The sequence below is a fragment of the Serratia sp. PF-27 genome, assembly GCF_030053255.1.
Taxonomy (GTDB): domain Bacteria; phylum Pseudomonadota; class Gammaproteobacteria; order Enterobacterales; family Enterobacteriaceae; genus Serratia; species Serratia bockelmannii.
On the sequence record NZ_JASGBT010000021.1, the window covers coordinates 525,689 to 549,667 of the forward strand.

Sequence of the window (23,979 nt, forward strand, 5' to 3'; positions counted from 1 at the left end):
AAAGCAGAATAGATGATTGTGCTTTTATTGATATGTTATAACATTGCAAATAATTATCATTTCACCTTTTAGGGAGTTTGGGCCTTATGCAAAACAGGGCACAGAAATGGCCATCGCTGAAACCACTCAGCTTGGCCTTGATGGCAATCATGGTGGCATCGCAGGCCAGTGCAGAAGAGACGATAAATGTCGTCGCCGAATCTGCCGACAGCAGTGGATTGGTCGCAACACACAGTCAGAGCGCAACCAAAAGTGATACGCCATTACTGGAAACGCCGCAGTCGATCTCAGTGATTACTCGTCAACAGATGGATATGCAGAACGTTCGCTCTTTAAATGAAGCGCTGCGTTACACACCAGGCGTGGCGGCGGAGCAATGGGGTGGGGTGAGTGCGTTTGACCAGTTCTCAATTCGCGGATTCAATTACGGCTCCACCGGATTTAACGATCAGTTTCTCGACGGATTGCGCATGAACAACGGGATAGTTTATGGCTATCAACAGGTTGATCCCTTCCTGCTGGAGGATATTACCGTGGTGCGTGGCCCGGCTTCTGTGCTGTATGGCCTGGCCAGTCCGGGTGGAATTATCGCGATGCAGAGTAAACTGCCCACTGCGAAGACCATTCGCCATGTTGAGCTGGAAGGGGGGAATCATCAGTATCAGCGCGGCTCTTTCGATTTTGGCGGAAAAGTCAATGATGACGGCACGGTACTTTACCGCGTGGTCGGGACGGCAACTACCAAAGAAGGTCAGGAGCGGGGCACCGAAATGCGGCGCTGGGCGTTAGCGCCTTCCATTACTTTTCAGCCTGACTACTATAACAAGCTCACGATTTATGCGCGTGCGCAAAACGATCCTAAAATGGCAGCCCAGACTTCCCTGCCTGTTGCCGGTACGGCCAAATACAATCCTAACGGTAAATTACCGACAGACGCTTATCCAGGCGAGCCGGATCACAATACCTTTTCGCGTAAGCAGGCCTCTGTTGGCTATAGCGCAGAACACTACTTTAATGATGACTGGGATGTCACCCTGAATGGTCGCTACAGTCAGATGACATCAAAATATAACGCGGTGATTTTTGCCGGATTGCAGGACGATATGCGTACCATCAACCGATCAATCGCCGCATCTGACGAGCATTTCAATACCATCAATCTCGACAATCAGCTGCACGGACATTTCACTACGGCGGATATTGATCATCAACTTCTGATTGGCATGAGCTGGGATCGCTTTACCGGGCACGGCAATTACGCCGCTTCTTATGATGTCCCCACGCTGGATATCTACAACCCGGTTTATGGCCAGGCCACCTACGGCACGCCTGAGAACTATCAGGATACGCGGCTGATGAATACACAGACCGGTTTGTATGCTCAAGATCAACTGAGCTATGAAAAATGGCGCGCTACGGTGGGGGTGCGTCATGACTGGTCAAGCGTGCGTACCACTGACTTAATGGGTTACAGCGCGGATACCAAACAGCGTGATGAAGCCACAACCTGGCGTGCCGGCGTCAATTATCTGTTTGATAACGGTATTGCTCCGTATTTCACATACGCTCAATCATTCCAGCCGATCAACTCTGTGGACAGCAGCGGGAACGCGTTTGATCCCTCGCACGGCGAGTTGTATGAGGCAGGTATTAAGTATCAGCCCAAATCTTTGCCAGCGTTATTCTCTATTGCCGCCTTTAATCTTACCCAGGACAAAGTCCTGACCACTGATCCCAACAACATCAACTACTCGGTACAGGGCGGGAAGATTCGTTCCCGCGGCATTGAGTTAGAAGCGCGTGGCCAACTGACTGACCAGTTCAGCATCATCGGATCCATGACCTGGCAGAATGTGGAATATACCCAGGACAGCAATCGCGATGTCGTTGGGCGCACCCCACTGCGTATACCTACCCGTTTCGGTTCGTTGTGGGTCAACTGGGAAGCGCCGGAGTCCAGCTTTGCTTCCGGGGTTGGTGCAGGTGTGGGGGGACGTTTCAGCAATGGTACCAAAGGCGGCACCATGGAGAACCAGTTCAGCACCGCTGGCTATGGCGTGATGGATGCCGAAGTGCATTTCGATCTGGGACATCTGACTTCCAACCTAAAAGGTGGAAAGGTGCAGGTCACCGCGCAAAACCTTACCGATCGTAAGTACATCACCAGCTGCTTTACCGAATCTCAGGGCTGTTTCTATGGGGCTGAGCGTGCCGTGATAGCGAAGCTGAGTTGGGATTTTTAAATAGTGCTTACTGTATAAATTCCACAACTTATTACGAGATAAAATATGAATATTGTCATTCACTGGTGCCGCTGGTTTTCCGGAAAAAGCAGGCCAAGACAGTACTGGAAAAGGGTTCACTTCTTAATCGTGATGGTCAGTAAAAGTAAATCTTACAAATTACTGCCTTTGATATCTCACCACTCACGGCATCAGCGATCCGCGTTTAAATGTAGCCTGCGGAGATATCAGTAATCCGGAATAATTGGCTACTCTGATTAACGAGAGGACAGATAGAGATGTTTCATCTGGCGGCTCTTGTCTATCTGTATAGGAAGAGCAAAATTTCGAACTCGGATTGAAAATCAACGTAGATGCAGTGCTGCAGATTATGGAACGCATGGGTGCCCTGCTGCTGCAGCGCACCCGTCTGGTTGCCACAAGCTCTGTGGTTGTATTCGGTGGAAATCCGAAAAAAGTAGGCCTAGATACAGCAAAGTTCTTATGATACAGAGAAAGCGATGAATGATTTGCTGCTGTCGGATTACAGTCTTCGCGGATTTCTGGATAGTCGTAGCCAGAACATGCCAACGATTTTTGTTCGCCCGAGCAAACTCGCCTCAAATTACTTTACCGCCTACTGTTTTTCTGGTGCATCCAACAAAGTGTGCTGTTTGTCGATATAATTGATAGCTAAGCCTCAGAACGGCCACAACTCTACTTGCTAAACTGTTGTAGTGGTCAACAAAAACTGGCCACCGCGTTAGAGTTTTCCCGGTATCGGTTTTCCGAGTCGTTTGGTGATAACCCTACGCTATACTCATGCGGCCTGAGCACGCTCTAATGCCCAACGATTTAGTTCGTTACTGCGTGGGCTGCCTTACTGAAGCTCATGTAACCCGTCATCGCCCCCCATTCGTTCTTCAGATTCCTGAAGAAGGCGCTCCATTGGACTATTATCCTAGCAGTTTCCACGTCAGCTCATACTCTGCGTTACATTGTATCGTCCAGTAACTGCCGGAACTGCCTGCTCGTATAATGACTGCCCTGAACGCTGTGGAATATCACTCCCACGGACTTACTGCGAGTTTCCCATGCCATTTCCAACGCTTTTAGGGGGAGTCTGCTGTCCGGTGAGAACGACATTTGACCTGTCCCCAGTATTAGATACAACCGTCAGTTTGTAATGTCGGTTTGTTTACTTTCACATTTTCCATTTCGCCACCATGCTGCAAACTCTGATGGCGTCTGATAATTTAGTGCTGAATGTGGACGACACTCGTTATAATCCTGCCGCCAGTCATTAATGATTTTCCTGGCGTGAACGATATCGTTGAACCAGTGTTCACTCAGACATTCATCGCGAAATCGTCCGTTAAAGCTCTCAATAAATCCGTTCTGCGCAGGCCTGTCCGGCTGAATTAAGCGCAACTCAACATCATGCTCAAAGGCCCATTGATCGAGCGCGCGGCAAGTGAACTCTGGTCCCTGGTCAGTTCTTATCGTCGCCGGATAGCCTCGAAACAGCGCAATGCCGTCCAGGATACGCGTGACCTGAATGCCTGGAATCCCGAATGCGATGGTAATTGTCAGACACTCCTTCGTGAAGTCGTCCACACAGGTCAGGCATTTGATCCTGCGACCGGTGGCCAGCGCGTCCATGACGAAATCCATCGACCATATAAGGTTGGGCGCCGCCGGTCGGAGCAGCGGCAGACGTTCTGTTGCCACCCCTTTACGACGTCGTCTGCGTTTTACGCTCAGTCCATTAAGGTGGTAAATACGGTATACCTGCTTGTGATTGACGTGAAGGCCCTCCCTACGCAGCAACTGCCAGATGCGCCGATAACCAAAACGTCTGCGTTCAAGCGCCAGCTCAGTAATATGCCCTGATAAATGTGCATCAGCAGCCGGATGCTGAGCCTCATAGCGGCAGGTCGACAGAGACAAACCTGTAAGCCTGCAGGCACGACGTTGCGACAAACCGGTCGCATCACACATCAACACCACGGCTTCACGCTTCTGCCCTGTCGTCAGTACTTTCGCCCCAGAGCCACCTGAAGCGTCTCCTTATCCAGCATGGCTTCGGCAAGCAGCTTCTTGAGCCTGGCGTTCTCTTCCTCAAGCGACTTCAGGCGCTTAACCTCGGGTGATCTTACCCGCCAATAGTGGACACGGGACTAAGTGAGTAAACTCTCAACCAGAGGTAGCTCACATGACAAAATCAGTAACAGCCAATAAAAATCCACGTAAGCAGCACACACCCGAATTTCGCCAGGAAGCACTGAAGCTTGCTGAACGCATTGGCATCGCTGCCGCTGCCCGCGAACTCAGTCTGTATGAATCTCAGCTCTACACATGGCGCAGCAAACAACAGCAACAACTGACATCGTCTGAGCGCGAAAGCGAACTGGCGGCTGAAAATGCCCGGCTTAAACGCCAGCTTGCGGAGCAGGCAGAGGAGCTGGCTATTCTCCAAAAGGCCGCGACATACTTCGCGAAGCGCCTGAAATGAAGTATGTCTTTATTGAAAAATATCAGGCTGAGTTCAGTATCAAAGCCATGTGTCGGGTGCTCCGGGTCGCCCGCAGCGGCTGGTATGCGTGGTGCCTGCGCCGCCATCGTCTTAACCGGCGGCAGCAGTTTCGTCTGACCTGTGATGCAGCTGTTCTCAGGGCATTCACTGATGCAAAACAACGGTATGGTGCGCCACGACTCGCGGATGAGCTCCAGGCGTACAACATCAAAACGATAGCTGTCAGCCTGCGTCGTCAGGGGCTGCGGGCAAAGGCATCCCGCAAGTTTAGCCCGGTCAGTTACCGAGAGCATGGTCTGCCAGTCTCAGAGAACCTGTTGAAGCAAAACTTCAGCGCCAGCGGCCCGAACCAGAAGTGGGCAGGAGACATCACGTACCTTCACACCGATGAAGGCTGGCTGTACCTGGCTGTGGTGATTGACCTGTGGTCCCGCGCGGTTATCGGGTGGTCAATGTCACCGCGAATGACGACACAGCTGGCCTGCGATGCGTTGCAGATGGCGCTGTGGCGGCGTAGACGCCCGAAAAATGTCATTGTTCATACTGACCGCGGTGGCCAGTACTGTTCAGCGGACTATCAGGCATTGCTGAAACGGCATAATCTGCGTGGTAGCATGAGCGCCAGAGGCTGCTGCTACGATAACGCCTGTGCAGAAAGCTTCTTTCACTCGCTGAAAGTAGAGTGCATACACGGGGAACGCTTCGCCTGCCGGGAAATAATGCGGACAACGGTGTTTAATTATATCGAATGCGATTACAACCGCTGGCGTCGGCATAGTGCCTGCGGTGGTCTCAGCCCGGAACAATTTGAAAACAAGAACCTCGCTTAGCGCAGTGTCCACATTACGCGGGTAGGATCAGGGCACCTCCATACCGCCATACTTCTTACGCCTGGTGTAAAAGGTGGCGTCGGAAATGGCGTGCTTACGGCAGAGCTCACGGGCAGAAACCCCGGCTTCAGCCTCGCGGAGGATACTGATGATCTGTTCGTCGGAAAAACGCTTCTTCATGGGCATGTCCTCATGTGGCTTATGAAGACATTACTAACATCGCGGTGTATTAATCAACGGGGAACAGGTCAAGGCCCCATAAAAGGGGGCGTGATAAAACTATAATAACTTAAAAAACCTGTATTAGTTATAAATCTCATAGAGGCTAGCAAACTCAAAAATAGTTGCTATCTCCACAGCCTTACGCAAGGTAGTGAATGGTTTTTTTGACACAAGTAGCCAATTCTCCTGATGATAGACAAACAACCAATTTTTCCCTTTAGCTTCAATACATACTGAAATGCCATTATGATTATCCAATTTGAAGTTTGGGGGCTTTTCATTTTTGTTTAAAATTAAAACCCGCTTGCCATTGATGATAATAGTTCTCATTCAACCCTCGAAAGAAACCATAAACATTAAACCACCCATTATGCACAATTTAAAATTGAAAGTTGTACGATTTTATTGTTTATCATAATCAAAAAATACATACAAAAAAAACAAAATAAATTCGCCCCATCATGTTATTATTATAAGAAATGTACTTTTACCGGGGGATTTAAATGCAAGAAAATATTATAAACTCTCTTATAGAATGGATTCACGGAAACTCTTGTGACAGCTTAAAAATAAATGATATAGCAAAAAAATCAGGGTATTCTCCCTGGCATCTTCAGAGAATATTCAAACTATATAAAGGGATAACCATTGGACAATATGTTACAGAGTTGAAATTAAAGAATGCAGCTAAACTTTTGGCAACAACAGATACTCCAATAATAGAAATTTCATTTATTTCAGGCTTTGCAAGCCAACAAGCTTTTACAAGGAGGTTTAATCAATATTTTGGTGAGACACCGGCAAAATTCAGGCGAATTATGACATCCCCCATTGATAACCAATTGAAAAAACAATATTTTTTATTTAAAAGCAAAAATTGTTGACCTGTATCCATATTTTTATAAGAAACAACACCCCAGATACTAACGACCATCAGATGAGTGTCAAACATTCATTAGCGATATTTTTTCAGATCCTCACTATAATTTAACAGACTATTGCAAAAAAGAACTATATCCGCGCTGTTAACATCTTAAATCAACCACTCGGTTATTATGCAAAAAAACAAAAGCATTAAAGAGTGATTATTTTACTAGAAGCATTACCATCCATTTTTAAATGGGTTTTTATATAACTCCACTAGCTACAGCAGTAAATACTACATATCAGTCGCTTCCGATACATAACGGTACCCGAGCGGATGGCCATATGCCACAACTTACGGCCACCGGTGTTACCACCCAGCATAATTAGAATATCAACATATTGTTCTAGATGCCTTTCAAGATGTAGAGTCACGTCAGTACGCCTCTGCTCCGATGCAAATATTCAGTTTACTCACAACTTCCTAGATAACAGTAGCTCCAAAGCATCCATTGCGCTCAGGAAAGCGGCAAACCTGGTTCTCGACGACGGGTACACACACGTGAAAGTCGCTGAGACAGTCAATGTCAGTCATTCACGCCTCCTTGAGCATCGGACTTGTACATCTTTCGAGCTTGCCATCATACTGGATTTTCGGGCAATCAGCGAAACGGGACCCCGTTGCCATAGACCGAGTTATGCTGTTTGATGGTGAGGTTAAATGTAAATTCATGATCCTTCACTGACTGACCGTGCCATCATGTTCGATATCGTATTTCACATTGACGATGCCATTGGTATTTTTCAACAGAGCTTGTTCAGGAAAAACAGGGATGATTTTGATGATGGCGTACGGTGCCGCACCGGCACCGTGCGTCGGTTTAATGCACAATACCGCAGCGGCAAACGTAGGTTTTCTCATGTCATCATCCATTGGTTAAAAATGAACTTTTGCTGCAAAACTTCTCCTCGACGATCGTCCCTAACTATAGGGCAGACCTGATAATATTGCGTTGCTGCGGTGATCACAGCTCGCCGTACAACGCGGCGGGTTCCGCCAGTGCCGCAAATTCGGCAGAACCAGACCGATGTCACCGTTCTCCTGCACATGCAACGAGACATGTCGCCCTTGATAGCTGCGGGTGCGATTGCCATCCCGACGAGTGCGCAGCAGGCGGCACAACTCGGCGAACACCGGCCTGCTGAAGGTCGCGCGCAGCTGTCCGGATGCGCGAACGACAGTGTAAAATCTGGCGATGGCGTTCAAACATTACAACGAATGGCATCCGCACAGCGCGTTAGGCTACCGTTCGCTGCGGGAATATCTTCGACATCGGCAAGCTTAAATAATAGATCCGATGACTCTGGAATTATGGGGGACATACCCACCAAATCTATTCATCATTATCTGGCTGTAGACATCCCCCCAATAATCCTATCCACGACTCGTCCCAATGGAGCGATATCCGTCGTCGTAACACTTTGTATGGTCTTTTGCCAGGTAATCCATACGATTCAGTAAATCGGTAACCTGTTGCATATAATCAGAGGAATTACCATTCAAATAATACATCCCATTTTTAGTCAGATTAACCAATGCCGAATATTGTTCCCTGTCCACATTTAATGCACTGCACCACGCCTGCTGGATTAATGCAGCTAAACTGTTATTTGAATCAAATTTTCCAGCGCCGTAGTAGAAGTCTTTATTCAGTAGGAGTAAAACGTGATAATGCTTACGGCGATTACGCTCACCGACCTCCCGCACCCACGCATAGCGCAATCTATTAACCCAATTACGTCTCCAGCGTCGATTCTTCTTTTGACAATCCACTTTAATTTTAGCTTTCAACGACTCGATAAATCGGGTAACCTCTTTATTCGACAGTCCATATTGATAACCTTGAGGAAAGCGCAAGTCAACTCGCAAAGCTAAAGTACGAGGAAAATCACTTACAGCATCCTGAATAACATCATAAAATACCTGTTGATATTGAGAATTATAGGAATATATTTTCACCTTAGCTCCATAGTAAGCCGCCTGCTCATTTGGTTAAATAAGATTATTTCACGATTACGTATGCAGAGTAAAAACCCACACCTGTTACATTGAATAACCCCGACAACAATTCAATATTTAGCCAGGCAATTCATAATGGGCTCATCAAGCTACCGTCATTAATCACATGTCATCGTTAATAGATTTATCACTCATACTCACAACACATGAGTAAAGTATCAACAGAGCTGTTCTACAGAGAGAGTGTGGATAGTGGTATCAAACATATAAACATATTATTTATATAACTATACCGACACCACATTGTTTATTAATCACCTAAAATAAACACCACTACCGGAATAAAGCTCATAACGATAACCAACGAGCACAACAATTTCACTCTGAAATTAGTTTGGCGTTATTTTTCTATAATTGCTGCTCAAATCCTGCGACAATCGCAACGGTAGCAATGCATTAGTACACAAAAACCGGATTTTTTGTGAACGAATTGTTATGAAAACGATGGTGTTCACACACAACTCTTGCACCATTGCGTGAATAGTCAATTTCTATTGCTTCCTCCCTTTCAAGGCTATCAATCACTCTGTCCAACAACTTTCCTTTTCGTAACGCGTTAGGCCCAAAGCGCCGTATATCATTATACCTGACATGATTTCGTCCCGTTCGGGAATACTCACGATGCAACCAGGCCAATAACAAGGCTTCATAATAGCCCCCTTCATTACCGAAAATATTTACAGCCTGTTGCATGTACCATTCACATAGCGACCATGCACTCTCCACATAATGCCTTTTTACTGGGCATTCGCCCTCCGAAAAATAACTTAATAGGGCAGCGAGTCGGGCAACGTTATTCGCCAACTTAGACGCAAAATCATTCATATTGGCATACTCTTCATCGGGACCGATACGGCTCTCTATTTGATTGTAAATGTCCTCCCATGCATACTGAGCTGAATGCTCAAACGATAACCCCCCCCGTTTGATTAATGCATCACTTTCCACATCCTCTGCTAATATTTCATTTATACGCTGATAAAAACCCTCTAAAAATCTTCTTTCGCTGGAATACTCTTTAATAAAACGCTCACCCTGCGTGGTGAGACCTTCATCAATCAATACCGGTAAGCAACGCGCAAAAAAACCACTTCCACGCGCTCGTTCCCCTTGTCGTTTTAAATACAGATCAAACGGTTTTTTCTGCACCATAACTGACAGCGTGATACGCCCATTTTCTATCGTAAAGCTTTGTGTCGTTTTACGGTCAACATGAAAGCTGACACCATCCCACATTGAGTTAATAAAACTCAAATCATTCATTACCTTCCTGTCCAGAACATTAGCACCTTCATCAGCAATCAGCCCTATATGTGCTGAATGGCTATGCATCGCAGTCTGTAATGCTTCAGGCGTAACATTATTATAAATACGTTTACGGGTTTTCGGTGGCACGGGTTTTTCGGCCAGTAACTTCCGTAAACACTGTGACAACTCGTCAGTACATTGCCCTTTAATGGTTTTCTTCCTGAAAAGGCTTGAAATCGCCTTTTGCTTTTCATTCCAGATTTGCTGCTCAATTTCATAGTCTTTTCCCTTATCTTCATATTGACTGTTCGAACGCGCATCATGTTGGTAAAAAGGTTTGAGCACCATTCGGTCCACCGTTGTTTTTCTCTCCCCCGAGTTTGCTATCACCAATAAAAAAAGTGATGTCGGAGATAGCACGGTGTCATTCACTTTGATATCAATTAGGCCCTGGCAAGATAATGACAAAGCACTCATCACCGATGATGCAATTAATGGAACCGGAGCCTGAGTACATTCACGCACATCTAAAATAGTTTCACGCAATAGCTGCGGAAACGCATTTAATGGAAAGTGGTTCATGGCAACACCTGTTTTTCACGTTGTTTTAGGAGCTGACAATAAATCGCAACCACGATCGCAAGTCAATATGGAAATCAAAAGAACCAACCGATAGAAAGGCGTCGAATTAAATTAGTTCCCATTACACTTTATTGGCATTTTTTATACTTGATTAGACTGTTTTAGATTAGTGATTGCACTCCGTAAGACTCTTACTTGATCGAATACTCTCCTTTACCCCATAGCCAATAGCCAATAGCCAATAGCCAATAGCCAATAGCGTGATTGCACCCTCCTTATTGAGCCGCATTTTCAAAAAAATTTCACGCCTATATCCCCGGTATGCATATCCAACAGAATCGCTTTTCTGTCTGTTGGCCACATTACCTGGAGATTATTGTCATGCCTTCTTCTTACCAGGCACCGAAGCAACGGCGCTGGACGCTCTTTTTTTCCTGGCAAACCCTGTGCCGTATTTTTCGCATGCTCGGCACGTTACTGACTTTGGTCCTGCGTCTGTGGCTCATGCTGCAACACGGTGGGCCACCGTTTCCATCTGCCCCAAAATCGTCCTCTTCCACCCGGTCCGACGTACACGGACCTGACAAGCACAAGGGTTGAACAGCCTCTAGCCTTCCCATATCACTCCGAGCGGAGATGAAATAAATTTCGTTACAACAATACGTTACACGTTATCGTATCCGCGCCGTCGCAGACTCATCGATTGATCGTTTTCACCGATCGGTTTTGCGTTATTGATCTGTACAACCCATTATCTTTGGCCTTCAACCGTCATTAAGATCGGCCTGGGCGCCGTTGCGGATACCGTATTTCTCTCCTCCCAACGGGATTTCAGCCCTTCAAACGGCCACGCCGGCATCACTTTCCCCGTGCGTTGGCACACCACCATTCCCGGCAGCAGGAAGCCGGATAGCCTTTCCTCACGATATGACTGTCACACAGGAGACAACCGTCTATGGAGACTTCCCCACAGAATGCATCTTCACGCCTTACCCCTTCTTTACTTGGCTGGGGTATTGGTGCTTTGCTGTTTTCACTTCTGGTGGTCACGCGCAATACCGCCGGCCAGATCCAGGAGGCCGGCACCGGTACGCTGATACTCGCGGTTATCGTCGGCACGGCGCTGGGATGCCTCGGTGCCTTGCTGGGCCAGTTCTTGCGTAATCTCGCGCATCCCGATGCGGTCTATACCACCGGCGGCTTCTTCAGCCTGGTGGGGCTGCGTCTGTTCTGGCTTTGTGGGCCTCAACTGATTGGCCTGGCCGGCGGCGTATTCTTGGGCATTGCGCTGATAGTGCACTGATAACGACTGACTGGCAGGGGTGAGCGCACCTGACCTACCGCAATAAATTGGAAAACACGATTAACGAAAGGAAACAACCTCATGAAGACACTGATGAAAGGGCTTTTTTGCTGTGCCCTGGCGGCACCTTTTATGGCTCAGGCCGAAACCGGCACATGGGCCAGCGGGTGGGGACAGGGAACGACAGAGTACAGCGTGCGTGGCCAGGGACAATCGCAGCTCTACATCGGCTGCGATCCCTATAAGGCCATGTTCGTGATGTTCACCGATACCGCGGGTCGCTCGCTTACCCATTATGATGCGCAGACGCAAACGCGGTCATTTTATGTCTCTGTTGATGGCAGTGACCCCATCCCATTCAATGACGTGCTCTCCCGTGTGGGTGCGGATAGCGTGCGCTTCGCCTGGGACAAGCTGCGCAAAGGCAAGACGGTGGTCGTTAGCGGTGAAGGGATGCAAACCACCCGTTTTACACTGAAAGGTGCCGGACAGGTTTTGCCCGCGTTTCCACAATCCGACTGTAAAGTCGGCGCCGCCATTCCCGCTGGTGAGAACTAATCTTTCCCCCTCCACGTTTATTCGCTGACGATAACTCACTTCCCGTACCGAACTCTCCGATCGGGGAGTGAGTTCAGCCCGCATTGCAGCTGCAGCAATAAAAGGCATTAATAACCTCAATGGGTTAGGAGTTTTCTCGGTAACCCTGCAATTTGTAAAGGATTGATCGTTTTCAACGATCGGTAAGATCTTATTGATCTGCACAACCAATTATCTTTGCTGCACGGTCGCCGTTAAGATCGGGCAGGATATTATTCGGCGGTAACTCTTTATTCATCCGGTGAATACCACGTAGCGCTCGACAATTTATCAGGATAAAACCCCCGTACTCAGCCATGACGAGAACGTCTGCTAATCGCCCGCTTTCCCGCGATAACGAGATTGACGGTTCAGAGAGCACGGCAGAGAGAACGGCGTTTTCTCCCTGCAGCCTTCTCGGGTTTTCGAACCGTGGCGCAGCGCTATTTTTATCCTCACGGACTCTTTCGGCCCTGCAGCGGCCTTTTGTATTTTTCTGAGGCGACGAACCATGAATGCCCATCGCACCACCGGCAAACGCCCTGTATCCCCGCTGGCCACACTCCCCGATCGCCGGGTGCCCAATGCGCTTTTGCACCGGGATAGCGTGCAACGCATTCTCGTCATCAAGCTGCGCCACTTTGGCGACGTCCTGTTGATGACGCCGGTGCTCAGCACATTGCGCGTCAACTACCCCAATGCGCTGATCGATGTGCTGGTCTATGACGGCACCGAGGCGATGCTGGCCGGCAATCAGGATGTTTATCTGGCCTTTACCGTGGATCGAGATCTCAAGCGCCAAGGGCTGAAAGCGCAATACCGCGGCGAATATGCGTTATGGAACAGCCTGCGGACCGGCCATTATGATCTGGTGATCAACCTCTCCGATCAGTGGCGGGCGGCGTTGTATTGCCGTTTTCTCAAACCGACCTTCAGTCTGGGGTTTCGCTACCCCAAACGCGACAATCGACTCTGGCGGGCCTGCCATTCGCTACTGGTCGACGTTGCCGGCCCGGCGCAACACACCGTGCTGAATAATCTCAGCATTCTGGCGCCACTGGCCTTGCCCACGACAATCACGCAGGTGACGCAGGCCTGGCGGCAATCTGATGTGGATGACGTTGACCGGCTCAGTCGACGCCATCACCTGACCGATTTTGTGCTGATACAGCCGACCGCACGCTGGGCTTTCAAGACCTGGACGGTGGACGGATTCAGCGCCGTGATTAACCACCTGACCGCCCAGGGCAGAACGGTGGTGCTCACCGGCGGACGCACGCAAGATGAAGCCACCATGATAAGCGCCATCATGGCCCGCTGCCTGTTACCGCGGCGGGTGATTAATCTGGCCGGGCGTCTGGAGCTGCCGGAGCTCGCGGTGTTGATTGACCGGGCGCGGCTGTTTATTGGGGTCGATTCGGTGCCGATGCACATGGCCGCCGCGCTGAATACGCCCTCGGTGGTGCTGTTCGGGCCCAGCGACCTCGCGCGATGGTCCCCGTGGCAGGCGCCCCACACGTTGCTGTGGGCCGGAGACTATCGTCCGCTGCCCGCCCCGGAAGCCGTTGACACCAACACCTGCGAGCGTTACCTCGCGGCCATCCCGGCCGGCGATGTGATACAGGCGGTTAACAGGCAACTGGCATCCCTCGTCGGATCTGCGCAGCGTTAATCCTGCGCGGCCTTCCACCGTGTTTTTTCTCTTATCAATGAGTACGTCACGATGCTATTCAACTCAGCAGTTTCCTCGTCAATACAAACGCCCCTTCAGCAACGGTTGTTTGCGTTTACCGCCTTTTTGCTGGGAGCCTCCCTCCCGACCTCCAATCCCCTGATGAATATCTCACTGGGGCTGATTGTCGTCTGTCTGCTCTGGCTGCGCGATATCCGGCAGTGGGCTGCACTGGCTTGTCATCCCCTGGTCTGGTTGCCGGCCCTGATGTTTGCGCTGCTGGCGTTGTCATTGCTGACGCATGCTCACGCCTACGGCCCCAAAATGGTCGGCAAATACCAAAAATTGCTGTATGTCCTGCCGCTGGCGCTGTTCTTTCTGGCCGACTCGCGGCTGATGACGCAATTTGTCCGCGGCTTTTTGTGGGCCAATGCCGCGATATTGGCCATCAGCTTCATGAGCGGGCTTGGCCATGTCACATTGGGCGGGCTGAACCCCGACAACCCTACGGTGTTTAAGCTGCAAATCACCCAAAACGTGTTTATGGCGCTGGCGGCGCTGGTCTGGTTGTCGCGTGCTTTTGCCTGTAGCGGAAAACGGCGCTGGGGGTATGCGGGACTGGTGTTGTTGGCGACGGTTAATGTTCTGCTGATGGTGCAGGGGCGTACCGGGTATGTGGCATTGGCCGTTGGCATGGGCATCTGGTTATTGCTCACACTCCGGCGCAAGCAGCAAGTGGCCGTGCTCGCCTGCGGCATACTGGCTGTCGTGATGCTGGTCATGACCCCCAATCGCGCCATGGAGCGCCTGACGCTGGGCGTCCAGCAAATTCAGGGGTGCGTTTTCGCCCCGGCCCAAACGGCTTATGCGGCCTGCGACAACTCCATGGGGCAACGCACCGCCTTCGCCCGCGAAGCCCTGCGACTGATAAAGAAATCCCCGCTGCTGGGCAACGGCGCCGGCAGCTTTTGGTACGGCAATCCATCCACCGGCTATGGCGTGCATAATCCGCACAATGAATACCTGTTGGAAACGGTGCAGAGCGGTTTGCTGGGATTGATGGTGTTCCTCACCTGGATGTGGAGTTGCTACCGCGTCGCCTGGCGCTTGCCGCCGGCGCGCCGAAATCTGTTCGTTGCGGTGCTCAGCAGCTACATGGCCTGCCATCTGTTCAATTCATTCCTGCTGGACTCGTCCGAAGGGCACCTGTTTGTCATTATCGCCGCCTTGCTGGCCGGGCTTTCCCTCAACGCACGGCAACCACAGCGCACAGGCGCCCGACCGCCCCAAACATGATAATGACCTGAGAGGCCTCAAAACTACGGCTTGTCAGAGGGACTCATCCCGGCAATGACAACCTGTCATCTCTGAGCAACACCAACATGCCCCGTTCATCCGAGCGGGGCATTTTTTATGGCGTGATACCGCCGTTTCTCGCTGTACCCAACGCGGTCGGCTGCTGCCCGGCCCAATCAACCTCGATGTAAGGATAATATTTATGAAAGAGAATACTGCCGACAACACACCATCAACACTGACAGCGAGCCTCGTTAGTGATACGGATCGCCAGTCATTTTGGCTACAGCACTTTGGTGACATTCCGCAATGGCTTCATATCGAGTCACCGATATTTTCCTGGCTCAACCTGCTGTGTAAGGACTACCACGGAGATTATTGGGAGTTTTATACCCTCAGTAACGGGGGAGCATTCATTATCCCGTCCACCGAAGGCGAGTACACGCTCTTTAACGCCCTTAACGGCAATGGCGCAACGGTGGGACATGAAGCCGCCGGCATCGTTGCTTGTCTGATAACCTACAGTCACCACGCCTGCCGCACCGAATGCGACGCCATGACCGAACACTACTATCGCCTGCGGGATTACGCCCTCAGCCATCCCGAAAGCAACGCCATCATGCGCATCATCGACTAACCCTCCAGACAACGGCACTCCATCATGATGAATATCACCTTATCTCCGGCAACCGCCGGTCTGCCCTTGCCCACCCAACGCACCATTCAGCGCGCTTTATTTCTCCTGGAGCAACATCTGCGAAAACCGGGTGAAGCCTTCACCGCCCCGTTCATGGTGCGCGACTGGCTGCGCCTGCAGATGGCCCGGCTGGAGCGCGAAGTCTTTATGGTGCTCTATCTCGATAACCAGCACCGCCTGTTGGCGCAAGAGACCCTGTTTAGCGGCAGCATCGCCAGCACCCAGGTCCACCCACGTGAAATAGTGAAGGGCGCACTGAAACATAATGCCGCCGCGGTCATTGTGGCGCACTGCCATCCTTCCGGGCATGCCGAACCCAGCGAGGCAGACCGACTCATCACCCAACGGATACAGGACGCGCTGGCACTGATTGACGTCAGGGTGCTGGACCACTGCATTGTCGGCGGTATGACGGTGTACTCGTTCGCCGAACACGGGCTCTTATGATTTATCCGACGCTATCAGGAGGCGCTACATGCCATCAACCCATAATGTTCCCGCCTGGGGACTGAAACGCAACGTCACGCCGCAATTTGGCGCCCGTCTGGTACAGGAGGGTGAACGACTGCATTTTCTGGCCGACCGTGCTGACATCAGCGGGATTTTCAGCGATGCACAGCGCCATGATTTGGAGAATGCTTTCCCGCAGTTCATCAACCACCTGGAATTGATGTTGCTCTCCGGTGAGCTCAATCCGCGTCATCAGCACTGCGTCACGCTGTATTGCCATGGCCTGACCTGTGAAGCCGACAGCCTCGGCTCATACGGGTACGTCTACATTGCGATTTATCCGACACCTGGAACGCCCAGATAAAACGCTCCCGCATTTTTAGTCTCACACCGTTCTTATTATCCAACAAAGAGATACGCCTTATGCGAACAGTACCCGCACCACCCTCACGGGCGGCCCAAACATGCCCGTCCCCCATCACTGTCTGGCAATCCTTGCTCACCTACCTGCTGGCGCAGCACTACGGCCTGACGCTCAACGATACCGAGTTCAGCGACGATGCCGTGATACAGGTACATATCGATAACGGGATGTCCCTCGCGGATGCGCTGAATGCCATGGTGGAAAAGTTTGATCTGGTGCGCATTGACCGCAGGGGCTTCACCGGTCAGACGCAATCGCCCCTCGTGAACGCCATAGATATTCTACGTGCCCGCCGGGCCTGCGGCCTGATGACGCGAGCCGGTTACCGGGAGGTCACACGTGCCATCCAGGGAGGCAAGCGCTCATGAACTGCGACACTCTCCCCATCGATGTGTACCTCACGGGTATCCAGTGCAGTACCGCCCACATCACCGACGGCGATAACTCTCTGCTGTATCACGCATCACACCAACAGGAAGAGTATGGCCACGGTGAGTGGCTCCATTTTACCGGAACGGGCTACCTGATTAGACTCAATGCCTGGCGACATCCGGTACTTCATCTTAAACGGTTAGGAGTGTCAAAAGCCTGCCGCCAGCTGGTTGTTACGCTGATGAACCATCACCCTATCGCTCTTCTGAACCTCGATGCAGCAGGCGATATCCTGTCGGGGATTGAGACCTTTGACTGGTGAATGCCCCGGCATGCTCCCTGACCCGAACACAATGACAGCTACCACAACATAGCACCAGCCCTTAAACCGGCGGGTGTTTTCATTATGGAGTAGAAAATATGCAGACTGAACCTGAAGTATTAACTGACTACACCGCGGTGATTTGCTCGACCAGCATTGAACGTATCGTCACCGGGCGCAACGCCGCGCTGGCGCAAATTGAAGCGCTGATCCACCAGCTTGACGACATTTCGACACTGACCCGTGATATCAGCGGAAAAACCACCCTTGACTGGGCCATGAAGCAGGATTTCCGCTGCGGCTGCTGGCTTATGGAGAAAGCAGAGACGGCAATGAAAGTGATCACCTGCAATCTTGATCGCGGTATATGGCGAGATTTGATGAAGAAATCGGGAATGCTCAGTTTGATGGACGCCCAGGCCCGCGAGCAGTGGGATAGGAATCTTGAAGGGAGCGAGCTCCCTGCCATCAGGGAAGCCAACATTCTCAGCACCTTTGAGCAGTTACACCAGAGCAAAGAGGAGGTATTTGAGCGCGGAGTGATTAACGTTTTCAAAAGCCTGAGCTGGAATTACAAGTCTAACTCGCCTTGTAATTTTGGTAAGAAAATCATTGTGGAGGGCGTCGTAAAACACGACAGATGGGGGTTTGGTCTGAACTGGGGCTGGCAACGTGACCGGCTGACAGATCTTGAACGCATGCTGATGTTGCTTGATAGCAAACCGATCCCGGACAATCGCGAAAATGTCACTCGCCGTCTCGGCGATCACATTCACGCGCAAAGGAACAGCACTAGCTACGAGGATGAGATGTTTACGATAAAGTACTTCCAGAAAGGGACCGCGCATATCACTTTCAAACGCCACGACTTAGTTCACAAATTGAATAACATAGTCGCAAAGCACTACCCGAATATGCTGGCTAAGTGATAACGTCTTCTGCAGAAAGTTGTCTAATAGAGTCCAAAAGGAATCAAAACAAGCTAGTCATGAATGGCATACTGATTGGCATACCGGAAGATAATGAAATGATAAAAAATCATTTAACTCAATGAGATAATAAAATTTAGTGGCGGAGAGAGGGGGATTTGAACCCCCGGTAGAGTTGCCCCTACTCCAGTTTTCGAGACTGGTCCGTTCAGCCGCTCCGGCATCTCTCCTAACAACGCTTGCTATCATGCCCGCTTTTACGGCATTTTTACAGCATTAGCACACCGCTGAACGTTCAAGTGACGACTTTACGAGCAACCTGATGATTAAATGGCCGTGGAAAGCGACTCAACCCTCTCAACCCCAGGCAGACACTCAGGCCCAGTGGCAGGACGCGCTGGCGATCCCGCTGCTCTCGCCGCTGAATGAGCAGGAGCAGCAGCGGCTGGTGGCCGTTGCCGGGCAGATCTTGCAGCAAAAGCGCATCGTGCCGCTGCAGGGGCTGCAGCTCACCTCGCAAATGCAGGCGCGCATCGCCCTGCTGTTCGCCTTGCCGGTGCTGGAACTCGGCGCGGAGTGCCTCGACGGCTTCAACGAAATTCTGCTCTACCCCACCCCGTTCGTGGTGGAAGACGAATGGCAGGACGAGATCGGCCTGGTGCACTCGGGGCCAGTGGTGCAGTCTGGCCAAAGCTGGGAACAGGGGCCGATCGTGCTCAACTGGCAAGACGTGCAGGACTCTTTCGATCTCTCTGGTTTCAATCTGGTGATCCACGAAGCGGTGCACAAGCTGGATATGCGCAACGGCGGCGTCGCCACCGGCGTGCCGCCGATCCCGCTGCGCGAGGTGGCTGCCTGGGAACATGATCTGCACGCCGCGATGGAAAGCCTGCAGGACGAGATCGACATGGTCGGCGAAGAGGCCGCCAGCATGGATGCCTATGCCGCCACCGATGCGGCCGAGTGCTTCGCCGTGCTGTCGGAGTATTTCTTCAGCGCCCCCGAGCTGCTGGCCGAACGCTTCCCGGCGCTGTATCAGCACTTTTGCCGCTTCTACCGCCAGGATCCGCTGGCGCGCCTGTTGCGCGGCCAGGTGGAAAACGACGCGCAATGGGCTGATTGACGGGCTTATTGCTCAGATACCGAGCAGTCGCACCGCCTGGGGCAATTTAGCGTTGACACACCCGGGGCCGCTGGATATCATGCGCCCCGTTCACACGATTCCTCTGTAGTTCAGTCGGTAGAACGGCGGACTGTTAATCCGTATGTCACTGGTTCGAGTCCAGTCAGAGGAGCCATATTTAGAGAAGCCCGCTTAAGGAAACTTAAGCGGGCTTTTTGCTATGGGGCGTTTACAGCCCGCGTTTTTCCATCAGCAGCGCCAGATCGACCAACCGATTGGAGAAACCCCATTCGTTGTCATACCAGGCGAGCACTTTCACCAGATTGCCGCCGATCACCAGCGTGGACAGCCCGTCGATGATCGACGAACGCGCATCACCCCGGTAGTCGCTCGACACCAGCGGTTCATCGCTGTAGCCCAGGATCCCTTTCAGCGGGCCGGATGCCGCCGCCGCGCGGAAAGCGGCGTTAATCTCTTCCACCGTCGCCGGGCGTTTCAGCGTCACCGTCAGATCGACGATCGAGACGACCGGCACCGGCACCCGCAGCGAGTAACCGGTCAACCTGCCGTCGAGATCCGGGATCACCTTGCCGAGCGCCTTGGCCGCGCCGCTGGAATAAGGCACGATCGATTCCGCCGCCGCCCGCGCGCCGCGCAGATCTTTTTCCGGCTGATCGTGCAGCGCCTGGCTATTGGTATAGGCGTGAGTAGTGTTCATCAGCCCGTATTCGATGCCGAACGCCTGATGCAGCACCTGCGCGGCGGGCGCCAGCCCGTTAGTGGTGCAGCTGCCGTTGCTGACCACTTTATGCAGCGCCGGATCGTAGAGCTGGTCGTTAACCCCCATGACGATGGTGATGTCGTCGTTCTTGGCCGGCGCCGAGATAATCACCCGCTTGGCGCCGCCGTGCGTGATGTGCACTTCCGCCTTGGCCTTGTCGGTAAAGAAGCCCGTCGCTTCGATCACCACGTCAACGCCCACGCTGCTCCAGGGGATCTCGGCGGGGTCGCGCTGCGAAAACACCTGAATCGGCCGGCCGTCCAGCAGCAGTTGGTTGTCGCCGGCTTCCACCCTGGCCGCCAGCGTGCCGGAAAGCGTGTCGTATTTCAGCAGGTGCGCCAGCGTTTTGCTGTCCGTCAGATCGTTGATCGCCACCACTTCAAAATCGCTGCGCCCCAGCGCCGCGCGCAGCACGTTGCGTCCGATCCTGCCAAATCCATTAATGCCTACTCTCACCATGATGCACTCCTCGTTTTGGGCTTTGCCTCAACTCTAGCCCTGCCCCGAGGCGGCGTAAATGACGTTTACCGATCAATTTACGCCAAATTGCGCGCGTGAAAGCGTTCGCGGTATTCGCTCGGGGTCAGCTGCAGTTTGCGTTCAAACACCCGCCGCAGGTTAAGGCCGTTGCCAAAGCCGGTGGCCAGGGCGATCTGCTCGATGCCTTGCGCACTCTGCTCCAGGCGCTGCCTGGCGGTATGCAACCGGCCTTCTTCGACGAATTTGGCGGGAGAAATGCCCGTCTCGCGGGTGAATACGCGGGTAAAGTTGCGCGGGCTCATCGCCACGCGTTCGGCCAACCGATCGACGCTGAGATCGTCGGCGAGGTTTTCCAGGATCCAGGACTGCAGGTCGCGGATCGGGCCCGGCGATTTGGCCTGGTTGAGCGGGTAGCGGCTGAACTGCGCCTGCCCGCCGGGGCGGCGCAGAAACATCACCAGATCCTGCGCCACTTCGCGCGCCTGCACGAAGCCGTAATCATCCTCCACCAGCGCCAGCGTCAGATCGAAGCCGGAACTGACGCCGCCGGAGGTCCAAATCGGCCCGTCCTGCACGTAGATCGGGCCGTTTTCAACCTGCACCCGCGGGAAGCGCGCCTGCAGCGTTTCCGCCAGCCGCCAGTGAGTGGTCGCCCGCCGCCCGTCCAGCAACCCGGCCTCGGCCAGCAGCAGAGCCCCGCCGCAAACCGAAGCGATACGGCGCGTCTGCGGCGCCGCGCGGCGCAGCCAATCCGCCACCAGGGCGCCCTCTTCTTCGGTTGCCCCCTTGCCGGCAACAATGACGGTATCGCGCGGCAGGGCCGGATCGAGATCCGCCAGGCGATGGTCAGCCAACAGGCTCAGCCCGGACAGGCCGTGCACCACCCGGTGAGATTGCGTAGTGGCGACCGCGATCTGATACAGCGGCGTCTCGGCGGAACTCAGGCGACTAGCCTGCATCAGGATATCGGCGATGCCCGCCGCTTCGAACAGCATGCCCCCTTCAGGGACGATAATCAGGAATGTGTGCATGGCAAAAATAGAGAAAACAGTCAAAACAGGCCAGACAACCACTGTATAAGAAAAGCGCCGCGGGTTCACCCTGCGGGCATAAAAAAGCCCGCCGATAACCTCGACGGGCCAGGAAGGAATAACCATTCAAACCTGCGGCAAGCTCACCCCGCCAGCGCGCGCCAATTGCGCCAACAGCGCCGTTTGAAACACCTCGTCGTGTACCGCCGCGTGGGGTTCGAGGCGCTGCTGATGGTGCCAATAGCCGCCGGACGCCAGAGCCTGCGGTTCATCGCTGCTCACCAGCCACGCCTGCGTCACATGCCCCAGCGCCAGATCGTCGGGCGCGTCCGCGCCGCCCATTTTTGTCGGCACCCAACCGGGATCGACCGCGCTGCTGATCACGTCAGGCCACAGGCGCGCCACGGCGGCGGCCAGCGCGGTGACGAACAGTTTGCTGTCCGAATAAGAGCCTGCGGCGCCGCCAAGCCAATCCACGCCGTTCAGTTCCGCCACGCCGTCAAAGTGCATACTGCTGCTCAGATAGACGATACGCTTGGGGCGTTCGATCAGGGCCGTCAGCAGGTAGGGCGCTATGACGTTCACCGGCATCACCTGCGGTCCGGTAAACATACCGGCATTGTGGATCACCGCGTCCGGGCGACCGAGGCGATTGACCTGCTCGGCGAGCTGCCGGATCTGCTGCACATCGGACAGATCGCCGATCGTCGCCTGTGCACCGCGATCCAGCAGATCGCGCACCGCGTCCAGACGGCCGGGCTCACGCGCATGCAGAATCACCTGATGCCCTTCGTCCAACAGCGTTTGCGCGGCGGCGCGGCCCAGCCCGTCCACCGAGCCGGTAATGAAAATGCGTGACATGCAGCTCCTCCGTTTAGCGCCAGCCGAGCGCCGGCGCGACATGGGTTAAAATCGATTCGATAACGTGGGCGTTGTAATCCACGCCCAGTTGGTTAGGCACGGTCAGCAGCAAGGTATCCGCTTCGGCGATGGCCTCGTCCTGCGCCAGCTGTTCGATCAACGCGTCAGGTTCTGCGGCGTAACTGCGGCCAAAGATCGCCCGGGTTTGCGCATCGATATACCCCAGTTGGTCGCCTTCCTTACCGCTGCCGCCGAAGTAGTTGCGATCCCGCTGATCCACCAGCGCGAAGATGCTACGGCTCACGGAAACCCGCGGCTCATGCGTGTGGCCGGCCTCTTGCCAGGCGGCGCGGTAGGCGCGGATCTGCTTGGCTTGCTGGATGTGGAAGGGTTCGCCGGTCTCGTCGTTCTTGAGCGTCGAGCTTTGCAGGTGCATGCCGAGCTTCGCCGCCCAGACGGCGGTGGCATTGGAGCCGGCGCCCCACCAGATGCGGTCGCGCAGCCCGGCGGAAAACGGTTCCGGCCGCAGCAGCCCGGGCGGATTCGGGAACATCGGCTGCGGATTGGGCTCGGCGAACCCTTCGCCGCGCAGCGCTTCCAGGAACACTTCGGTATGGCGGCGGGCCATGTCCGCATCGGTTTCGCCGTCGGCCGGGGCATAGCCGAAATAGCGCCAGCCGTCGATCACCTGCTCCGGCGAGCCGCGGCTGATGCCGAGCTGCAGCCGCCCGCCGGCGATCAGATCCGCCGCGCCAGCGTCCTCCACCATGTACAGCGGATTTTCATAGCGCATGTCGATCACGCCGGTGCCGATCTCGATGCGTTGGGTTTTGGCGCCGATGGCGGCCAACAGCGGGAACGGCGATCCCAGCTGGCGCGCGAAGTGATGCACGCGAAAATAGGCGCCGTCCGCCCCCAGATCTTCGGCGGCGACCGCCAGATCGATGGACTGCAGCAGCGCATCCGCCGCGGAACGGGTGCCGGACTGGGCGGAAGGCGACCAGTGGCCAAACGAGAGAAAACCAATCTTTTTCATCGGGCATCATCCTCAGAGGCAAAACATGAGCCTACAGTGACA

22 protein-coding genes, 2 tRNA genes and 4 pseudogenes are annotated in these 23,979 nt (G+C 53.1%); 16 read left to right on the forward strand and 12 right to left on the reverse strand.

The window, feature by feature from the left end; all coding sequences use genetic code 11:
• The first annotated feature begins 86 nt into the window (after positions 1-86).
• The gene (locus QMZ29_RS17505; protein WP_282995232.1) at positions 87-2,243 is read left to right on the forward strand and encodes a TonB-dependent siderophore receptor; all 2,157 of its coding nucleotides are present in this window, start codon (positions 87-89) and stop codon (positions 2,241-2,243) included.
• 720 nt (positions 2,244-2,963) lie between these two features.
• Here QMZ29_RS17505 and QMZ29_RS17510 read toward each other — a convergent pair.
• Positions 2,964-3,368: pseudogene (locus QMZ29_RS17510) on the reverse strand (DDE-type integrase/transposase/recombinase); the annotation flags it as partial.
• A gap of 30 nt (positions 3,369-3,398) precedes the next feature.
• Positions 3,399-4,357 (reverse strand): annotated as a pseudogene (locus QMZ29_RS17515) (IS3 family transposase).
• Between the two features lie 80 nt (positions 4,358-4,437).
• Between QMZ29_RS17515 and QMZ29_RS17520 the strand changes: the two are divergent.
• Positions 4,438-5,588, forward strand: a protein-coding gene (locus QMZ29_RS17520) for an IS3 family transposase (RefSeq protein ID WP_502950679.1) whose coding sequence is annotated in 2 segments (ribosomal slippage) — positions 4,438-4,696 and positions 4,696-5,588 — 1,152 coding nt in all. Because the reading frame shifts where the segments join, the coding sequence is not laid out codon by codon here.
• 30 nt (positions 5,589-5,618) lie between these two features.
• Here the strand turns inward: QMZ29_RS17520 and QMZ29_RS17525 are convergent.
• Together QMZ29_RS17525 and QMZ29_RS17530 are read right to left on the reverse strand one after the other, a co-directional pair.
• Positions 5,619-5,768, reverse strand: a pseudogene (locus tag QMZ29_RS17525) (transposase); the annotation flags it as partial.
• Between the two features lie 123 nt (positions 5,769-5,891).
• Positions 5,892-6,140, reverse strand: coding sequence for a hypothetical protein (locus QMZ29_RS17530; RefSeq protein ID WP_282994212.1), 249 nt, complete (start codon positions 6,138-6,140; stop codon positions 5,892-5,894).
• 173 nt (positions 6,141-6,313) lie between these two features.
• On the opposite strand from QMZ29_RS17530, the gene QMZ29_RS17535 reads away from it, so the two are divergent.
• Positions 6,314-6,694, forward strand: a complete 381-nt coding sequence (locus QMZ29_RS17535; RefSeq protein WP_282994213.1) for a helix-turn-helix transcriptional regulator — start codon at positions 6,314-6,316, stop codon at positions 6,692-6,694.
• Positions 6,695-7,413: 719 nt separating this feature from the next.
• On the opposite strand, the gene QMZ29_RS17540 is transcribed toward QMZ29_RS17535, so the two are convergent.
• Positions 7,414-7,596, reverse strand: coding sequence for a hypothetical protein (locus QMZ29_RS17540; protein ID WP_282994214.1), 183 nt, complete (start codon positions 7,594-7,596; stop codon positions 7,414-7,416).
• Positions 7,597-7,921: 325 nt separating this feature from the next.
• On the opposite strand from QMZ29_RS17540, the pseudogene QMZ29_RS17545 reads away from it, so the two are divergent.
• Positions 7,922-8,020: pseudogene (locus QMZ29_RS17545) on the forward strand (integrase core domain-containing protein); the annotation flags it as partial.
• A gap of 89 nt (positions 8,021-8,109) precedes the next feature.
• Here the strand turns inward: QMZ29_RS17545 and QMZ29_RS17550 are convergent.
• Complete coding sequence (locus QMZ29_RS17550; protein ID WP_282994215.1) at positions 8,110-8,694, reverse strand: inovirus Gp2 family protein; 585 nt, start codon at positions 8,692-8,694, stop codon at positions 8,110-8,112.
• A 456-nt stretch (positions 8,695-9,150) separates the two neighbouring features.
• Positions 9,151-10,584: a YfjI family protein gene (locus tag QMZ29_RS17555; protein ID WP_282994216.1), complete on the reverse strand. Its 1,434-nt coding sequence runs from the start codon at positions 10,582-10,584 to the stop codon at positions 9,151-9,153.
• A gap of 1,024 nt (positions 10,585-11,608) precedes the next feature.
• On the opposite strand from QMZ29_RS17555, the gene QMZ29_RS17560 reads away from it, so the two are divergent.
• From QMZ29_RS17560 to QMZ29_RS17605, 10 genes are all read left to right on the forward strand, one after another.
• A complete protein-coding gene (locus QMZ29_RS17560) occupies positions 11,609-11,887 on the forward strand; it encodes a hypothetical protein (protein ID WP_230201198.1) in 279 nt (92 codons plus the stop codon).
• Between the two features lie 81 nt (positions 11,888-11,968).
• Positions 11,969-12,445 carry a YfjT/YkfB family phage-associated protein gene (locus QMZ29_RS17565; protein WP_282994217.1) on the forward strand — a complete coding sequence of 159 codons (477 nt, stop codon included), beginning with the start codon at positions 11,969-11,971 and terminating at the stop codon, positions 12,443-12,445.
• A 529-nt stretch (positions 12,446-12,974) separates the two neighbouring features.
• Positions 12,975-14,135, forward strand: a complete 1,161-nt coding sequence (gene rfaQ / locus QMZ29_RS17570) for a putative lipopolysaccharide heptosyltransferase III (RefSeq protein WP_282994219.1) — start codon at positions 12,975-12,977, stop codon at positions 14,133-14,135.
• 51 nt (positions 14,136-14,186) lie between these two features.
• Positions 14,187-15,431, forward strand: a complete 1,245-nt coding sequence (locus tag QMZ29_RS17575; RefSeq protein ID WP_502950677.1) for an O-antigen ligase family protein — start codon at positions 14,187-14,189, stop codon at positions 15,429-15,431.
• 202 nt (positions 15,432-15,633) lie between these two features.
• Positions 15,634-16,068: an antirestriction protein gene (locus QMZ29_RS17580; protein WP_282994221.1), complete on the forward strand. Its 435-nt coding sequence runs from the start codon at positions 15,634-15,636 to the stop codon at positions 16,066-16,068.
• Positions 16,069-16,095: 27 nt separating this feature from the next.
• The gene (radC, locus tag QMZ29_RS17585; protein WP_282994229.1) at positions 16,096-16,575 is read left to right on the forward strand and encodes a RadC family protein; all 480 of its coding nucleotides are present in this window, start codon (positions 16,096-16,098) and stop codon (positions 16,573-16,575) included.
• Between the two features lie 28 nt (positions 16,576-16,603).
• Entirely contained in the window at positions 16,604-16,942 is a 339-nt protein-coding gene (locus tag QMZ29_RS17590) for a type IV toxin-antitoxin system YeeU family antitoxin (RefSeq protein WP_282994222.1), read from the forward strand.
• 59 nt (positions 16,943-17,001) lie between these two features.
• Complete coding sequence (locus QMZ29_RS17595) at positions 17,002-17,370, forward strand: TA system toxin CbtA family protein (protein ID WP_282994223.1); 369 nt, start codon at positions 17,002-17,004, stop codon at positions 17,368-17,370.
• Positions 17,367-17,696 (forward strand): DUF5983 family protein, encoded by a 330-nt coding sequence (locus tag QMZ29_RS17600; protein WP_282994224.1) that lies wholly within the window; start codon positions 17,367-17,369, stop codon positions 17,694-17,696. The genes QMZ29_RS17595 and QMZ29_RS17600 overlap by 4 nt, the downstream gene beginning before the upstream one ends.
• Positions 17,697-17,794: 98 nt before the next feature.
• A complete protein-coding gene (locus QMZ29_RS17605; protein WP_282994225.1) occupies positions 17,795-18,625 on the forward strand; it encodes a DUF4942 domain-containing protein in 831 nt (276 codons plus the stop codon).
• 140 nt (positions 18,626-18,765) lie between these two features.
• Here the strand turns inward: QMZ29_RS17605 and QMZ29_RS17610 are convergent.
• Positions 18,766-18,855, reverse strand: a tRNA-Ser gene (locus QMZ29_RS17610).
• Positions 18,856-18,947: 92 nt separating this feature from the next.
• Here QMZ29_RS17610 and mtfA point away from each other — a divergent pair.
• Positions 18,948-19,748, forward strand: coding sequence for a DgsA anti-repressor MtfA (mtfA, locus tag QMZ29_RS17615; RefSeq protein ID WP_025303395.1), 801 nt, complete (start codon positions 18,948-18,950; stop codon positions 19,746-19,748).
• Positions 19,749-19,847: 99 nt separating this feature from the next.
• Positions 19,848-19,923: transfer RNA gene (locus QMZ29_RS17620), tRNA-Asn, on the forward strand.
• A gap of 54 nt (positions 19,924-19,977) precedes the next feature.
• Here QMZ29_RS17620 and gap read toward each other — a convergent pair.
• The 4 genes from gap to QMZ29_RS17640 all read right to left on the reverse strand — a co-directional run bounded on the left by gap (position 19,978) and on the right by QMZ29_RS17640 (position 23,937).
• On the reverse strand, positions 19,978-20,988 hold the full coding sequence (gene gap, locus QMZ29_RS17625) for a type I glyceraldehyde-3-phosphate dehydrogenase (RefSeq protein ID WP_025303396.1): 1,011 nt from the start codon (positions 20,986-20,988) through the stop codon (positions 19,978-19,980).
• A gap of 77 nt (positions 20,989-21,065) precedes the next feature.
• Positions 21,066-22,040 carry a GlxA family transcriptional regulator gene (locus QMZ29_RS17630; protein WP_173890076.1) on the reverse strand — a complete coding sequence of 325 codons (975 nt, stop codon included), beginning with the start codon at positions 22,038-22,040 and terminating at the stop codon, positions 21,066-21,068.
• A gap of 126 nt (positions 22,041-22,166) precedes the next feature.
• Positions 22,167-22,901, reverse strand: a complete 735-nt coding sequence (locus tag QMZ29_RS17635) for an SDR family NAD(P)-dependent oxidoreductase (RefSeq protein WP_164099733.1) — start codon at positions 22,899-22,901, stop codon at positions 22,167-22,169.
• A gap of 13 nt (positions 22,902-22,914) precedes the next feature.
• Positions 22,915-23,937: an LLM class flavin-dependent oxidoreductase gene (locus QMZ29_RS17640; protein WP_025303399.1), complete on the reverse strand. Its 1,023-nt coding sequence runs from the start codon at positions 23,935-23,937 to the stop codon at positions 22,915-22,917.
• Between the last annotated feature and the right edge of the window lie 42 nt (positions 23,938-23,979).

Excerpts from the sequence above, each read along its gene's own strand:
- QMZ29_RS17575 (WP_502950677.1), top strand. The coding sequence starts at position 14,187 with ATGCTATTCAACTCAGCAGTTTCCTCGTCAATACAAACGCCCCTTCAG.
- QMZ29_RS17535 (WP_282994213.1), top strand. The coding sequence starts at position 6,314 with ATGCAAGAAAATATTATAAACTCTCTTATAGAATGGATTCACGGAAAC.
- gap (WP_025303396.1), bottom strand. The coding sequence starts at position 20,988 with ATGGTGAGAGTAGGCATTAATGGATTTGGCAGGATCGGACGCAACGTG.
- QMZ29_RS17640 (WP_025303399.1), bottom strand. The coding sequence starts at position 23,937 with ATGAAAAAGATTGGTTTTCTCTCGTTTGGCCACTGGTCGCCTTCCGCC.
- QMZ29_RS17595 (WP_282994223.1), top strand. The coding sequence starts at position 17,002 with ATGCGAACAGTACCCGCACCACCCTCACGGGCGGCCCAAACATGCCCG.
- QMZ29_RS17555 (WP_282994216.1), bottom strand. The coding sequence starts at position 10,584 with ATGAACCACTTTCCATTAAATGCGTTTCCGCAGCTATTGCGTGAAACT.
- QMZ29_RS17605 (WP_282994225.1), top strand. The coding sequence starts at position 17,795 with ATGCAGACTGAACCTGAAGTATTAACTGACTACACCGCGGTGATTTGC.
- QMZ29_RS17540 (WP_282994214.1), bottom strand. The coding sequence starts at position 7,596 with ATGAGAAAACCTACGTTTGCCGCTGCGGTATTGTGCATTAAACCGACG.
- radC (WP_282994229.1), top strand. The coding sequence starts at position 16,096 with ATGAATATCACCTTATCTCCGGCAACCGCCGGTCTGCCCTTGCCCACC.
- QMZ29_RS17635 (WP_164099733.1), bottom strand. The coding sequence starts at position 22,901 with ATGTCACGCATTTTCATTACCGGCTCGGTGGACGGGCTGGGCCGCGCC.
- QMZ29_RS17505 (WP_282995232.1), top strand. The coding sequence starts at position 87 with ATGCAAAACAGGGCACAGAAATGGCCATCGCTGAAACCACTCAGCTTG.
- QMZ29_RS17630 (WP_173890076.1), bottom strand. The coding sequence starts at position 22,040 with ATGCACACATTCCTGATTATCGTCCCTGAAGGGGGCATGCTGTTCGAA.
- rfaQ (WP_282994219.1), top strand. The coding sequence starts at position 12,975 with ATGAATGCCCATCGCACCACCGGCAAACGCCCTGTATCCCCGCTGGCC.
- QMZ29_RS17600 (WP_282994224.1), top strand. The coding sequence starts at position 17,367 with ATGAACTGCGACACTCTCCCCATCGATGTGTACCTCACGGGTATCCAG.
- QMZ29_RS17565 (WP_282994217.1), top strand. The coding sequence starts at position 11,969 with ATGAAGACACTGATGAAAGGGCTTTTTTGCTGTGCCCTGGCGGCACCT.
- QMZ29_RS17590 (WP_282994222.1), top strand. The coding sequence starts at position 16,604 with ATGCCATCAACCCATAATGTTCCCGCCTGGGGACTGAAACGCAACGTC.
- QMZ29_RS17580 (WP_282994221.1), top strand. The coding sequence starts at position 15,634 with ATGAAAGAGAATACTGCCGACAACACACCATCAACACTGACAGCGAGC.
- QMZ29_RS17530 (WP_282994212.1), bottom strand. The coding sequence starts at position 6,140 with ATGAGAACTATTATCATCAATGGCAAGCGGGTTTTAATTTTAAACAAA.
- mtfA (WP_025303395.1), top strand. The coding sequence starts at position 18,948 with ATGATTAAATGGCCGTGGAAAGCGACTCAACCCTCTCAACCCCAGGCA.